At 61.8% G+C, this 13,657-nt stretch carries 12 protein-coding genes; 7 read left to right on the top strand and 5 right to left on the bottom strand.

Features of this window, described 5'->3' with window-relative positions; genetic code table 11:
- Positions 1-58 precede the first annotated feature (58 nt).
- Positions 59-1,729: an NAD-dependent DNA ligase LigB gene (gene ligB, locus J3P97_RS25435; RefSeq protein ID WP_434673012.1), complete on the bottom strand. Its 1,671-nt coding sequence runs from the start codon at positions 1,727-1,729 to the stop codon at positions 59-61.
- A 206-nt stretch (positions 1,730-1,935) separates the two neighbouring features.
- On the opposite strand from ligB, the gene J3P97_RS25430 reads away from it, so the two are divergent.
- Positions 1,936-2,556: a LysE family translocator gene (locus J3P97_RS25430; RefSeq protein WP_434560370.1), complete on the top strand. Its 621-nt coding sequence runs from the start codon at positions 1,936-1,938 to the stop codon at positions 2,554-2,556.
- 134 nt (positions 2,557-2,690) lie between these two features.
- On the opposite strand, the gene metK is transcribed toward J3P97_RS25430, so the two are convergent.
- Positions 2,691-3,881 (bottom strand): methionine adenosyltransferase, encoded by a 1,191-nt coding sequence (gene metK, locus J3P97_RS25425; RefSeq protein ID WP_030137860.1) that lies wholly within the window; start codon positions 3,879-3,881, stop codon positions 2,691-2,693.
- 19 nt (positions 3,882-3,900) lie between these two features.
- On the bottom strand, positions 3,901-4,896 hold the full coding sequence (locus J3P97_RS25420) for an ArsR/SmtB family transcription factor (RefSeq protein WP_434673011.1): 996 nt from the start codon (positions 4,894-4,896) through the stop codon (positions 3,901-3,903).
- Positions 4,897-5,150: 254 nt separating this feature from the next.
- Between J3P97_RS25420 and tkt the strand changes: the two genes are divergently transcribed.
- The 6 genes from tkt (at position 5,151) to fba (ending at position 11,530) form a co-directional block, all read left to right on the top strand.
- Positions 5,151-7,148 carry a transketolase gene (tkt, locus tag J3P97_RS25415; RefSeq protein WP_434673010.1) on the top strand — a complete coding sequence of 666 codons (1,998 nt, stop codon included), beginning with the start codon at positions 5,151-5,153 and terminating at the stop codon, positions 7,146-7,148.
- Positions 7,149-7,297: 149 nt separating this feature from the next.
- Positions 7,298-8,353, top strand: coding sequence for an erythrose-4-phosphate dehydrogenase (epd, locus tag J3P97_RS25410; protein WP_434673009.1), 1,056 nt, complete (start codon positions 7,298-7,300; stop codon positions 8,351-8,353).
- A gap of 24 nt (positions 8,354-8,377) precedes the next feature.
- Positions 8,378-9,541: a phosphoglycerate kinase gene (locus J3P97_RS25405; RefSeq protein WP_434673008.1), complete on the top strand. Its 1,164-nt coding sequence runs from the start codon at positions 8,378-8,380 to the stop codon at positions 9,539-9,541.
- Between the two features lie 31 nt (positions 9,542-9,572).
- A complete protein-coding gene (locus J3P97_RS25400) occupies positions 9,573-9,797 on the top strand; it encodes a hypothetical protein (RefSeq protein WP_434673007.1) in 225 nt (74 codons plus the stop codon).
- Between the two features lie 56 nt (positions 9,798-9,853).
- Positions 9,854-10,189 carry an MliC family protein gene (locus J3P97_RS25395; protein WP_434571249.1) on the top strand — a complete coding sequence of 112 codons (336 nt, stop codon included), beginning with the start codon at positions 9,854-9,856 and terminating at the stop codon, positions 10,187-10,189.
- 276 nt (positions 10,190-10,465) lie between these two features.
- Positions 10,466-11,530, top strand: coding sequence for a class II fructose-bisphosphate aldolase (gene fba / locus J3P97_RS25390; RefSeq protein WP_003177554.1), 1,065 nt, complete (start codon positions 10,466-10,468; stop codon positions 11,528-11,530).
- A gap of 701 nt (positions 11,531-12,231) precedes the next feature.
- Here fba and J3P97_RS25385 read toward each other — a convergent pair.
- Complete coding sequence (locus tag J3P97_RS25385; RefSeq protein ID WP_434571251.1) at positions 12,232-12,516, bottom strand: fructose-bisphosphate aldolase; 285 nt, start codon at positions 12,514-12,516, stop codon at positions 12,232-12,234.
- Between the two features lie 458 nt (positions 12,517-12,974).
- Positions 12,975-13,643 carry a polysaccharide lyase family 7 protein gene (locus J3P97_RS25380; RefSeq protein WP_305498250.1) on the bottom strand — a complete coding sequence of 223 codons (669 nt, stop codon included), beginning with the start codon at positions 13,641-13,643 and terminating at the stop codon, positions 12,975-12,977.
- Positions 13,644-13,657 lie beyond the last annotated feature (14 nt).

Genomic DNA, 13,657 nt, shown 5'->3' with positions numbered 1-13,657 from the left:
GGGACAGATGCGCAGTTGGAGCGCCTCCCGTCTCTTGGGTTCAACCGCACGGGCCGGACTAGAAGCCATCGACCCCTGCGGTGCGTAATGTTTCACTCAAGGCCAGTACCTGCGGGTCGCGAAAAAAAGCGCTCAGTTGCGCGGCGCGTCCCGGCCCGATACCCGTTTCGGCTTGCCATTGTTCAGTGTCGCGTTCAGCCAGGACCTCCCAGCGCTCCTCGAGCCTTGCCCCTCCGGTGGGCGGTACGCCAAGCGCCTTGAGCCATTGACGGAAGGGGCGCTGCCGGGCGCTGTCCAGGCTGGCGAGCAGACGGGCGCTGTTGCGTTCGCCGAAACCGGCAATGTTAGCAAGCTCGGCGGCATCAAGGGTCAACCAATCCAGCAATCCGTCCAGCTGGCCGGCGGCCAGCAGTTGCTCCCAGGTGCCGGGGCCAACATGGGGCAGGGCGAGCCCGTGCTTGCCGCTGAGCCAGTTCAGGCGCGCGAGGAACTGGCTTTCACAGCCAGGCGTCGGTTGCCAGCAGCTCAAGAAGTGATGATCGGCAGCGGCGGGGATGTCGAGGCTCTGGCGCTCGGCACTGCGCAGCACGACACTGTCGAGCCGCGGAATGGTCAACCCGGCCAGGCTGATGGCGACCTGGTCGCCGGGGCGGATATCCATGCCTTCCCAGCGCTTGAGTGAGCTGACGCTTACCCGGCGAATCTGTCGGTCGTCGAGCATCACCGGCGCAAGCTCCAGCACCGGCGTAATACGCCCGGTGCGGCCGATCTTGAAACGCACATCGCGCACCTCGGCCAGCGCCTGGGCGTGTGGGTATTTCCATGCCACGCTCCAGGAGGGCGCCCGGGCTCGCCAGCGATCGGCGGACGGGCGACGACTCTGGCGCAAGACGACCCCGTCGCTGGCGAACGGCAGCGGCGTGCGGTACCAGTGGTTGCGCCAGTGTTGCGCATCGGCCAATGCCTGGATGGGCTGGCTATAAACGGTCGCATCGGCGAAACCCAGCTCTTTCAGCTCGGCAATCCGTTCAGGCAGGGTCGCCGGCCCTTCCGGCCACTCCCACACGAACAGGCCGATGCCAGACGCCTGTTCCGCGCTCAGGTCCTTGCGGGCCATCAATCCCGCCACGATTGATCGGGCGTTAAGGCTGCCGCTGACGGCCTGTACGTGATCGTCGAGCCGCCAGTAGAGCTCGCCCTGGACGAGCAGGTCCGCAGGTTCGCGCAACCGTTGGGGGATGTCGCGGATCTTTCGTGCAGTGTTGGTCCAGTCATGTCCCTGGATGCCATCGCCGCGGCTGATCGCCTGGTGCAGGTGTCCACCGCGATAAACCAGGGTAACCGCTACGCCATCGACTTTCGGCTGGGCCCAGACGTCGTCGCGACTGTCCAACCAGCTGCGCACGGCATCGGCGTCCTTGAGTTTATCCAGGCCGGTATGAGCGGTCGGGTGGGGGACTTTCCCGCCAGCGGAGCGCAAGGGCGTGCCTGGCGACCCGAGGCCAAGGCAGTTGCGCCAATATTCCAGTTGCGCTCGGGACTGATCGTAAAGCTCATCGGCCACCAAGGAGTGGCCGAGGCGGTGATAGGCATCGTCCCAGTCATCGATCTGTTGCTGGAGGACGTCGACCTGTGCCTGGACGCCTTCGATTGGCCCACTCGGGCAAGGGGCCGCGAGGACGGGCATGGTCAGTAAAAAGCCTACAAGTGCACGCAGTAACGACAGCATCGAAGCATCCTTGCCAGGTGAAGTACTGGAAGGCTAGTCAGTGTTGCAAAAGGCGCGAGGTCCAGTGCGTTACCGGGTTTTGCCAAGCACGATGGCGAAGCTGTGGCGGTACAGTCGGGAGCGATTTGCCCGGGCAACTGTGCCTTGAACGCGTCACTGAGCGGTGCAGAATGGACGCTCGATCCGCTCTGCCAGGAGTGCAACCGATGGACCTGACCACGCTCGCGGTCTTTATCCCGGCCTGCTTTGCGCTGAACATGGCGCCGGGCCCGAACAACCTGCTATCGATCAGCAACGCCTCGCGCTATGGTTTCGTTCGCGCCTGCAGCGGTGGCATCGGCCGCCTGCTGGCGTTTGCGATCATGATTGCCCTGGCGGCGGTGGGGCTGACGGCGGTGCTGCACACCTCGGAGCTGCTGTTCCTCGGCATCAAGCTCGTCGGTGCCGGTTATCTTTTTTATCTCGCTGTGCAGTTGTGGCGTGCGCAACCTGAAGCCGCCGGCGAGGCAGAGGCCAGTTCGATGAGCATGGCCAGCCTGGCGCGCCAGGAATTCCTCGTGGCGATCGGCAATCCGAAGGCAATCCTGCTTTTTACCGCTTTCCTGCCACAGTTCGTTGACCGCGCGGGCACCGTCACCCAGCAGTTCGCGGTGCTGGGCGGGCTGTTCCTGGCATTGGAATGCGTTGCCATTGGCTTGTATTGCTACATGGGTATTTATGCCCGGCGGCTGTTCGCCCGGCCGAGTGGCAAGCGGTTGTTCAACCGGATGTGCGCGGGGTTACTGGCGAGCGCGGCTTCGTTTTTGTTGGTGGCGCGGCGGACTTGAACAGCTTGATACACCCTGAGGTTTGAAGGGGGGGGCGCTTCGCACCCCAGCGGGAGCAAGCTCCCTCGCCACGAAGGCGTAAAAAAAGCCCCTGGCGACTCAGTCGCCAGGGGCTTTTTCAATGCGGCGGGGTGTTACAGGCCAGCAGCGGCGCGCAGGGCGTCGGCGCGGTCGGTTTTTTCCCAGGTGAACGTGGTGAAGGTGTCGTCGCCCACGGTCTTGGTCTGCGGCGTGCGACCGAAATGGCCGTAGGCTGCGGTGTCCTGGTACATCGGGTGCAGCAGGTCGAGCATGGTGGTGATCGCGTATGGACGCAGGTCGAACACTTCACGCACCAGCTGGATGATCTTGTCGTCGCCAATCTTGCCGGTACCGAAGGTGTTCAGCGAAATCGACGTAGGCTGGGCGACGCCGATGGCGTAGGACACCTGGATCTCGCAGCGCTCGGCCAGGCCGGCGGCAACGATGTTCTTGGCCACATAACGACCGGCGTAGGCGGCCGAACGGTCAACCTTGGACGGGTCCTTGCCAGAGAACGCGCCGCCGCCGTGACGGGCCATGCCGCCGTAGCTGTCGACGATGATCTTGCGACCGGTCAGGCCGCAGTCGCCCACTGGGCCGCCGATGATGAACTGGCCGGTCGGGTTGATGTGGAACTGGGTGTCCTTGGACAGCAGTTCGGCAGGCAGCACGTGCTTGACGATCAGCTCCATCACGCCTTCGCGCAGGTCCTTGTAGGACACTTCCGGGTTGTGCTGGGTCGACAGCACGACCGCGTCGATGCCGACGACCTTGCCGCCTTCATAACGGCAAGTCACTTGCGACTTGGCGTCCGGGCGCAGCCAAGGCAGCAGGCCGGATTTGCGCGCTTCAGCCTGGCGCTGGACCAGCTGGTGCGAAAAGGTGATCGGTGCCGGCATCAGTACGTCGGTTTCGTTGCTGGCGTAGCCGAACATCAGGCCCTGGTCGCCAGCGCCCTGGTCTTCCGGCTTGGCGCGGTCAACGCCCTGGTTGATGTCCGGGGACTGCTTGCCGATGATGTTCATCACGCCGCAGGTCGCGCCGTCGAAGCCGACGTCGGAGCTGTTGTAGCCGATGCCCAGGATTACGTCGCGAACGATCTGTTCCAGGTCGACCCAGGCGGAAGTGGTAACTTCGCCGGCGATGATCGCCACGCCCGTTTTCACCAGAGTCTCGCACGCCACGCGGGCGAACTTGTCTTCAGCAATGATGGCGTCCAGCACCGCATCAGAAATCTGGTCGGCGATTTTGTCCGGATGCCCTTCAGACACGGACTCGGAGGTGAAAAGGGAGTATTCGCTCATCTCGATGTTTTCCTACAAGTTACCGATGGTGAGTGTCGCCAGCCGGTCGCTGAAAATGGCGAACCTGGATCTGGAAACCATTACGTAAGCCTACATAGAGGCTTTCCCCGGGCACGAGGCCCGCAGCGGTGGCCCAACGGGCCAGATCGTCCTGTTCAAACCCCAGCCAGAGATCACCGCAGGCCTCCTTGGCCCAACTCTGGTTGTGGCTGCATAACTCTGTCACCAACAGGCTACCGCCCGGTTGCAGCAGGTTGGCCATGTGCTTGAGTGCATCGGCCGGCGCGGCAAAATGGTGAAGCACCATGTTCAATACAACACAGTCGGCCTGCAGGCTCACACCGTTCAGCGCGTCGGCCAGTTGCAGGCGGACATTAGCCAGGGACTCACGTTCGCACACCTGGCGGGCCAGTTCGAGCATCGCCGGGCTGTTGTCCAGCGCGGTCACCTGGCTGAAGCGCCTCGCCAGTTCCGGCAGGAATGCACCGTCGCCGGGGCCGACTTCCAGCGCCGTGGCGGTGGGCTCGAAGCTGAGCTTGTCCAGCAGCGCCACGACGCTGTCACGGTATTGCGGCAGTCCTGCGATCAGGTCCTGCTGGGCGCGAAATTTCTCCGCCACCCGGGCGAAAAAGTCCTGGCTGGCGGCGGCTCGTTGCCCGTGTACCTGGGCGATGCGGGCTTGCACGTCCAGCGGCAAGTCCAGTTCGTCCACCTCTTCAAGCAGCGCTGCGTGCAGCTTGCCGCCCAGCAGTTCGGTGTGGGGCAGGGCGCGGCGGTAGAAAATCGCGTTGCCTTCACGGCGCGTCGCCACCAGGTCGGCCTGGGCCAGCACCTTCAAATGGTGGCTCATGCCGGACTGGCCGATGCCGAAGATCTGCGCCAGTTCCAGAACGCCGAACGAGTCGTTGGCCAGGGCGCGCAATACATTGAGCCGCAACGGATCGCCGCCGGCCTTGCAAAGGGCCGCCAGCTCATCGCAATCGTCATGGCGAATGGAAGGCACGCGTAAATTCATGGGCGGCAGTCTAGTGACGGGTCTGGCGCATCGCAAGGTCAATATCAAAAAGTTTTGATATTGCTCGATAAATGGCACTTCCCAGCAGCAGCTTGACTCTACCCAGCAACAGCGGAAAGGTTTCACCTGGCCGATGCGGCTTTATACGGCGCAAATATCGCCTTTGGACGAGTATCTGATTGCCCCGAGGCGGGTGGGTGAGGGAAAATGCTCGCCTTTTTCAGTTTCGTTATTCAAAACCCAGGAGATCAGCGATGCCCAGCCGTCGTGAGCGTGCCAATGCCATTCGTGCCCTCAGCATGGATGCCGTGCAGAAAGCCAACAGCGGCCATCCCGGTGCCCCAATGGGTATGGCGGATATCGCCGAGGTGCTTTGGCGCGACTACCTCAAGCACAACCCGAGCAACCCATCGTTTGCCGACCGCGACCGCTTCGTGCTGTCCAACGGCCACGGCTCGATGTTGATCTACTCGCTGCTGCACCTGACTGGCTATGACCTGTCGATCGATGACCTGAAGAACTTCCGCCAGCTGCACAGCCGCACCCCGGGCCACCCGGAATACGGCTACACCCCAGGCGTTGAAACCACCACCGGTCCGTTGGGCCAGGGCCTGGCCAACGCGGTGGGCTTCGCTTTGGCGGAAAAAGTCCTGGCGGCCCAGTTCAACCGTCCTGGCCACGACATCGTCGATCACCACACCTACCTGTTCCTGGGTGATGGCTGCATGATGGAAGGCATTTCCCATGAAGTCGCTTCCCTGGCCGGTACCCTGGGCCTGGACAAGCTGATCGCCTTCTACGATGACAACGGCATTTCCATCGACGGTGAAGTCGAAGGCTGGTTCACCGACGACACCCCCAAGCGCTTCGAAGCCTACAACTGGCTGGTGATCCGCAACGTCGACGGTCACGACCCGGAAGAAATCAAGATCGCCATCGAGACTGCGCGTAAGAGCGCCCAGCCGACACTGATCTGCTGCAAGACCACCATCGGTTTCGGCTCGCCGAACAAGCAGGGCAAGGAAGACTGCCACGGCGCGCCACTGGGCGCCGAGGAAATCGCCCTGACCCGCGCCGCGCTGAAGTGGGAACACGGCCCGTTCGAAATCCCGGCCGACATTTATGCCGAATGGGACGCCAAGGAAAAAGGCCGCGCGGCCGAAGCCGAGTGGGACCAGCGTTTTGCAGCCTACTCCGCCGAATTCCCTGAGCTGGCCAACGAACTGGTCCGTCGCCTCAGCGGCGAGCTGCCGGCCGATTTCGCCGAGAAAGCTTCTGCCTACATCGCCGAAGTCGCGGCCAAGGGCGAAACCATCGCCAGCCGCAAGGCCAGCCAGAACACCCTGAACGCCTTCGGCCCATTGCTGCCGGAACTGCTGGGCGGTTCGGCCGACCTGGCCGGCTCCAACCTGACCCTGTGGAAAGGCTGCAAGGGTGTAACCGCCGAAGACGCCAGCGGCAACTACATGTACTACGGCGTTCGTGAGTTCGGCATGAGCGCGATCATGAACGGCGTTGCCCTGCACGGCGGCCTGGTGCCTTACGGCGCGACCTTCCTGATGTTCATGGAATACGCCCGCAACGCTGTGCGCATGTCGGCGCTGATGAAAAAACGCATCCTGTACGTGTTCACCCACGACTCCATCGGCTTGGGCGAAGACGGCCCGACTCACCAGCCGATCGAGCAACTGGCGAGCCTGCGCTGCACGCCGAACCTGGACACCTGGCGCCCATGCGACGCCGTGGAGTCTGCTGTGGCCTGGAAACACGCCATCGAGCGCAACGACGGCCCATCGGCGCTGATCTTCTCGCGCCAGAACCTGCAGCACCAGGAGCGCGATGCCGGCCAGATCGGCGACATCAGCCGTGGCGGCTATGTGCTCAAGGACTGCATCGGCGAGCCTGAGCTGATCCTGATCGCCACCGGTTCGGAAGTCGGCCTGGCCGTCCAGGCCTTCGACAAGCTGACCGGGCAGGGCCGCAACGTGCGCGTGGTCTCCATGCCTTGCACCAGCGTGTTCGATGCCCAGGACGCCGGCTACAAGCAAGCGGTGTTGCCGTTGCAGGTCAGCGCGCGCATTGCCATCGAAGCCGCTCACGCCGATTACTGGTACAAGTACGTGGGCCTGGAAGGCCGCGTGATCGGCATGACCACCTACGGTGAGTCGGCGCCTGCGTCGGCGCTGTTCGAGGAGTTCGGCTTCACCCTGGAGAACATCCTTGGGCAGGCTGAAGAGCTGCTGGAAGACTGATCTGTAATAGGTTGTCTGTGCTGACGCCATCGCGAGCAAGCTCGCTCCCACAAGGATCTCCACCGACCCTGTGGGAGCGAGCTTGCTCGCGATAGCGGTGGTGCAGGCAATGCTGGTCTTAACGGATTCACCCCGATCAGAGAACCCCCATGCCCCAACCGCGTCCCTACAAAGTTGCACTCAACGGCTACGGCCGCATTGGTCGTTGCGTCTTGCGTGCGTTGTTCGAGCGAGGGGCGGAGGCCGGGTTCGAGATTGTGGCCATCAACGATCTGGCCGACATGGCCAGCATCGAATACCTGACACGCTTTGACTCCACCCACGGCCGGTTTCCCGGCGAAGTGCGGGTCGAGGGCGATTGTCTGCACATTAATGGCGACTGCGTGAAGGTCCTGCGCAGCGCCACGCCCGAAGGCATCGATTGGGCGTCCCTGAACGTCGATCTGGTGCTTGAGTGCTCCGGCGCCTATAACACCCGTGACGATGGCCAGCGGTTCATCGCTGCCGGCGCGCCACGGGTGCTGTTCTCCCAGCCGATGGCCAGCGAGGCCGACGTTGACGCCACCATCGTCTACGGTGTGAACCAGGACTGCCTGACTGGCGAAGAGCTGCTGGTGTCCAACGCGTCCTGCACCACCAACTGCGGCGTGCCGCTGTTGCGCCTGCTGGACCAGGCTATCGGCCTGGAATACGTGTCGATCACCACCATCCACTCGGCGATGAATGATCAGCCGGTGATTGACGCCTATCACCACGAGGATTTGCGCCGTACCCGTTCGGCCTTCCAGTCGGTGATTCCGGTGTCCACTGGTCTGGCGCGCGGCATTGAACGGCTGTTGCCGGAACTTGCCGGGCGAATTCAGGCCAAAGCCGTGCGGGTGCCGACGGTCAACGTGTCCTGCCTCGACATCACGATGCAGACCGTGAGCGATACCGACGCCACCGAGGTCAACCGGATCCTGCGCGAAGCCGCCACCAGCGGCCCGCTCAAAGGCCTCCTGGCCTATACCGAGTTGCCTCACGCCAGTTGTGATTTCAACCACGACCCACATTCGGCCATCGTCGATGCCAGCCAGACCCGCGTTTCCGGGCCCAGGCTTGTGAACATCCTGGCCTGGTTCGACAACGAATGGGGTTTTGCCAATCGTATGCTGGACGTTGCCGAGCATTACCTGCAAACCGCTTCCAATAAACCTGCTCTCTAAACAGTTACCCAGGAATTGCGACCCATGACCGTGTTGAAGATGTCCGACCTCGATCTGCAAGGTAAGCGCGTACTGATTCGCGAAGACCTCAACGTCCCCGTCAAGGACGGTGTTGTCACCAGCGACGCGCGCATCCTGGCCTCGCTGCCGACCATCAAGCTGGCCTTGGAAAAAGGTGCGGCAGTGATGGTGTGCTCGCACCTGGGCCGCCCAACCGAAGGTGAATTCTCGGCCGAGAACAGCCTCAAGCCGGTGGCGGATTACCTGAGCAAGGCCCTGGGCCGCGACGTGCCGTTGATCGCCGATTACCTGGGCGGCGTCGACGTCAAGGCTGGCGATGTCGTGCTGTTCGAAAACGTGCGCTTCAACAAGGGCGAGAAAAAGAACGCCGATGAGCTGGCCCAGCAATACGCCGCCCTGTGCGACGTGTTCGTGATGGACGCCTTCGGCACCGCGCACCGCGCCGAGGGCTCGACCCACGGCGTGGCCAAGTTCGCCAAAGTCGCCGCCGCAGGTCCGTTGCTGGCGGCCGAGCTGGACGCGCTGGGCAAGGCCCTGGGCTCGCCAGCCCAGCCGATGGCCGCCATCGTTGCCGGCTCCAAGGTTTCGACCAAACTGGATGTGCTCAACAGCCTGAGCCAGGTCTGCAACCAGTTGATCGTCGGTGGCGGCATCGCCAACACCTTCCTCGCCGCCGCCGGTCACCCGGTAGGCAAATCCTTGTACGAGCCGGATCTGCTGGACACCGCCCGTGAAATCGCCGCCAAGGTCAGCGTACCGTTGCCCGTGGATGTGGTGGTTGCCAAGGAATTCGCCGAAAGTGCCACCGCCACCGTCAAGCTGATCGACGATGTGGCCGAGGACGACATGATCCTCGATATCGGCCCGCAAACCGCGGCGAACTTCGCCGAACTGCTGAAATCCTCCCAGACTATCCTGTGGAACGGTCCGGTCGGTGTGTTCGAGTTCGACCAGTTTGGCAACGGCACCAAGGTGCTGGCCCAGGCGATCGCCGAGAGCACTGCGTTTTCCATCGCGGGCGGTGGCGACACCCTGGCTGCCATCGATAAATATGGCGTAGCCGAGCAGATCTCCTACATTTCTACCGGTGGTGGCGCGTTCCTCGAATTCGTCGAGGGCAAAGTGCTGCCTGCCGTGGAAGTCCTGGAAAGCCGGGCCAAGGCCTGAGGCAACGTTGACCAGGCAAAGGAGTGTTCCGATGGTCAAGACGTTCATGTTGCTGATGGCCGCGACGCTGTTGGTGGCTTGCTCGAGCAGCCCGCAAGCCACCGCGCCGGACACGGCGGCGCCAGTGCCTGAGCAAGGCTGTTATCAGGCTGACTGGCAGGCCGAGACCAACCCGGTACTGAACAAGCGTTCCGGGCCGGACGGCCTGGATAAATACGAGACGCAGGCGCCGGTCAAGGAACATGGTTGCCCTTGACGGGTCAGACTCTTAACTCATGGCGAGCGGCACGGGCCGCCCGTCGAGGAACACGGATGAAAGGCTTTATCGCCGTCGTGGCGTTGGCATTGTTGGCCGGTTGCTCGCAACTGGGTTTTTTGCAGTCGTCCGAGCCTGCTGCAGAGGGCTGGACGAGTTGGACATGTGACAGCGAGGCCAAGGTGCTCTGGCGTTATGCCGATGCAGCGCGCAAGGAAGTCGATGTCCGGCTGGGCGGCGCTGACAAGGTTTATCGCCTCAAGCTTGAGCCCGGCGCCGAAGGTTCGCTGTACAGCGATGACATGCTGGCGTTGCACATCAAGGGTGAGGAAGGCCTGGCGTATTGGGTCGCCACCAATGATCTGATTGGGCGGGGCTGCAAGGCCGATTGACAGGATTCAGCTGATTCACACAGATCTGAATAGGGAAAGCAGATCCCATGTGGGAGCGAGCTTGCTCGCGATAGCGGTCTATCAGGCAACAGAGATGTTGAATGTGCCACCCTCATCGCGAGCAAGCTCGCTCCCACAGGGATCGCGTCAATGTTTGGGTTTGGCGATACGGAACACGCAGGCTCGGGCCAGCCCCGACCCGCAATGACTTGAATAGCCGCCGCCGCTCCGGCAGGCTGGCACGATTAACGACCCTCGACCGGGAGAGACACACTAATGGCACTTATCAGCATGCGTCAGATGCTGGACCACGCAGCCGAGTTCGGCTATGGCGTCCCAGCCTTTAACGTCAACAACCTTGAGCAGATGCGCGCCATCATGGAAGCCGCTGACAAGACTGACTCCCCGGTGATCGTCCAGGCTTCGGCCGGCGCTCGCAAATACGCCGGCGCGCCGTTCCTGCGTCACCTGATCCTGGCGGCAATCGAAGAATTCCCGCACATCCCGGTGTGCATGCACCAGGACCACGGCACCAGCCCTGACGTCTGCCAGCGCTCCATCCAACTGGGCTTCAGCTCGGTAATGATGGACGGCTCCCTGGGCGAAGACGGCAAGACCCCGACTGACTACGAATACAACGTCCGTGTCACCCAGCAAACCGTCGCCATGGCCCACGCCTGCGGCGTCTCGGTGGAAGGTGAGCTGGGTTGCCTGGGCTCGCTGGAAACCGGCATGGCCGGTGAGGAAGATGGCATCGGCGCCGAAGGCGTGCTGGATCACAGCCAGATGCTGACCGACCCGGAAGAAGCCGCCGACTTCGTCAAGAAAACCCAGGTCGACGCCTTGGCGATCGCCATTGGCACCAGCCACGGCGCCTACAAGTTCACCAAGCCGCCTACCGGCGACGTGCTGGCCATCGACCGCATCAAGGAAATCCACAAGCGTATCCCCAACACTCACCTGGTGATGCACGGCTCCTCCTCGGTACCGCAGGAGTGGCTGGCGATCATCAACCAGTACGGTGGCGACATCAAGGAAACCTACGGCGTGCCGGTCGAGGAAATCGTCGAAGGCATCAAGTACGGCGTGCGCAAGGTCAACATCGACACTGACCTGCGCCTGGCTTCCACCGGTGCCATGCGTCGTCTGATGGCGACCAATCCTAGCGAGTTTGATCCGCGTAAATTCTTCGGTGCGACCGTGACGGCGATGCGTGATGTGTGTATTGCGCGTTATGAGGCGTTTGGTACGGCGGGTAATGCGTCGAAGATCAAGCCGATCTCGCTGGAAGCCATGTATCAGCGGTATTTGAAGGGTGAGTTGAACGCTAAGGTTAATTGATGGTTTAGCGTTGTTGGAAAACCCGCAGTGATGCGGGTTTTTTTTATGCTTGGGATGTCGTGGTTTTGTGTGTATATCCGTTTTTTTGGTGATGGCTGCTTATGGTTCCGCTCTTACAGCGGGTCACTTTTGAAAAGCCCGGAAGCCGGCCCAGTCGAAAGTATTCCCCTGTGGGAGCGAGCCTGCTCGCGAAGTCGGTGTCACAGTCGATGAAAGTATTGAATGTCCTGCCGCCACCGTAAGCTGGCTGGCAATATCGGTGGTTCAATCAGATGGCGTTGGGCTTACTGGCCTCTTCGCGAGCAGGCTCGCTCCCACAGGAGGAACGCGGACCCCATCCAGAACCAGGTCGGCTTCAGGCCGCCTCGCGGCGGACGTTGACTTCGGCGCCCCGTTAGCCGCGCTGGGCCAGGGACGGCCCTTCGCGGCGGGCCCACGGAGCAATGCCGGAGTGAGGGCATGCCGAGCCTTAGCGAGGCACCGAGTGGTGGGGCAGAGCGTTTTTGGTTACTTTTGGCTGGTCCGGCTCCCGGCTCTTTCCAAAAGTGACCCGCTGTAAGAGCGGAACCATAAGTAGCCGTTACAAAAAAACGGATATACACACCGATCCTGATAGCGCCGAGTCAGCCAACATTTCCGCTACAGACCCAACGCCATCGCGAGCAAGCTCGCTCCCACAGGGGATCTCCTGCACGCAGGTTTTAGTGCTCTTCGAGCCCACGTTGCTCAATGACACCGAACACATCGGCCACATCCTGAACCAGAATCCGGGCGACATTAGTGAGGGTATTGAGATCCCCGGCAGCCGAATCGCGCAGGGTGGTGCAGGCCATGAGCGTCAGGTAATCAAGAGTGGCATGCAAGCGTTCGCTGGCGCAGGCGTGAAGCTCGGTCAGTGGCGCGGTGCTGTCGATGAACAGGATAGGTTGGGTGGTGGCGATTGGGGTGAGTGGGGTAAAGCGGCCAAGCAATTGTTCGGTTTTCATGACAAACCTCTAACTCAAGAAAAGCAATTGCCACCGTTCGCTGCGAAACAAATTGGGTGGCAGCCATGTGCGGGTTCGCAGACCGAGGAGTTAGAGAAACCCGGCAGACCCGAAGATCTCCCACACACAGCCGCCATAAAAAGCCGAACGCAGGCGGGATGCGCCTATGTTGACTTCTGACGGTCGTGATTCTAACTCACCAGGGCTGCGAAACCCCTGCCACTGACCAAAGCCAGCAGACCAACCAAACTATAGAGTAGATTTTCCAGGCCAAAATCGACCTGTAGGACGCACCGGCCCCCGTGGCGAGGGAGCTTGCTCCCGCTCGGGGGCGCAGCCGCCGCAAAACCGCTGCATACGGTGCGTCTGACAAAAGAGGGGGCTACTTCACAGCCCAGCGGGAACAAATCCCCTCACCACAAGGGGATGTTTCCTACGAGTTTTTAGGACGTGAAATTTCAAGTGTTGTGATCGATGTCCAACTTGCTGAACGTCACCTTGCCGCCTTCACTGGTATAGCCACTGTTGTCCTGCACATACACCCCGGCCTTGAAATACAACGGCTTGACCCGCCAGGCAGCGCCGACCGTGGTGTACCAGCTATTACCGGCGGCGGTGATGCCCAGGTCGCCGGTGCGATCCAGGTGGATCCGATAAGAAAAGGCCCGGTCAAGCTTCACGCCGGTAGCTACCGTGATGACCCGGCTTTTGCTGTCATCGGGGCGCATGCGCACCTTGGCGACGATGTTGCCGGTGTTGGTGGCGTCCTTGAACTGGTATTCCAGCTTCACCATCGGTTTGTTGCTGTCCTTGGCATGGATCTGGCCAATCACGATTTTGCCGCTGCTGGGAACCTGATTGACCACCAGCGTCGCGCGCAATTGATTGTCGGCCTCTGGGTAAAGCCAGTTGCGCAGGGTGCCGTCTCGGTAGGTCTCGCGTAGTTCGCTGCGCGGGTAGATCGCGTTTTCGGTCTTGGTGCCGGTCACCGGCGACCAGAAATACACCGTGCTGCCTTCGGAGTTGAAGTACTTGTCCCTGAAGCCATCCACCAGTCGAGGGGTTTCGATGGTTTTTGGCGGGCTGCCTTCGGGGATGCTCAGGTTCCAGGTTGCTAGATCGACCATGTTCGGATCCTTTC

Origin of the sequence: Pseudomonas sp. R1-15 (genome assembly GCF_051132085.1) — a bacterium.
In the GTDB taxonomy this organism is placed as follows: domain Bacteria; phylum Pseudomonadota; class Gammaproteobacteria; order Pseudomonadales; family Pseudomonadaceae; genus Aquipseudomonas.
Note: the sequence above shows the minus strand (reverse complement) of the source record. Positions and strands in the feature narration are given on the sequence as shown.

Bases quoted from the DNA above. Each gene is read 5' to 3' on its own strand.
- tkt (WP_434673010.1), top strand. From the start codon at position 5,151: ATGCCCAGCCGTCGTGAGCGTGCCAATGCCATTCGTGCCCTCAGCATG.
- J3P97_RS25405 (WP_434673008.1), top strand. From the start codon at position 8,378: ATGACCGTGTTGAAGATGTCCGACCTCGATCTGCAAGGTAAGCGCGTA.
- epd (WP_434673009.1), top strand. From the start codon at position 7,298: ATGCCCCAACCGCGTCCCTACAAAGTTGCACTCAACGGCTACGGCCGC.
- fba (WP_003177554.1), top strand. From the start codon at position 10,466: ATGGCACTTATCAGCATGCGTCAGATGCTGGACCACGCAGCCGAGTTC.
- J3P97_RS25430 (WP_434560370.1), top strand. From the start codon at position 1,936: ATGGACCTGACCACGCTCGCGGTCTTTATCCCGGCCTGCTTTGCGCTG.
- metK (WP_030137860.1), bottom strand. From the start codon at position 3,881: ATGAGCGAATACTCCCTTTTCACCTCCGAGTCCGTGTCTGAAGGGCAT.
- J3P97_RS25400 (WP_434673007.1), top strand. From the start codon at position 9,573: ATGGTCAAGACGTTCATGTTGCTGATGGCCGCGACGCTGTTGGTGGCT.
- J3P97_RS25420 (WP_434673011.1), bottom strand. From the start codon at position 4,896: ATGAATTTACGCGTGCCTTCCATTCGCCATGACGATTGCGATGAGCTG.
- J3P97_RS25385 (WP_434571251.1), bottom strand. From the start codon at position 12,516: ATGAAAACCGAACAATTGCTTGGCCGCTTTACCCCACTCACCCCAATC.
- ligB (WP_434673012.1), bottom strand. From the start codon at position 1,729: ATGCTGTCGTTACTGCGTGCACTTGTAGGCTTTTTACTGACCATGCCC.
- J3P97_RS25395 (WP_434571249.1), top strand. From the start codon at position 9,854: ATGAAAGGCTTTATCGCCGTCGTGGCGTTGGCATTGTTGGCCGGTTGC.
- J3P97_RS25380 (WP_305498250.1), bottom strand. From the start codon at position 13,643: ATGGTCGATCTAGCAACCTGGAACCTGAGCATCCCCGAAGGCAGCCCG.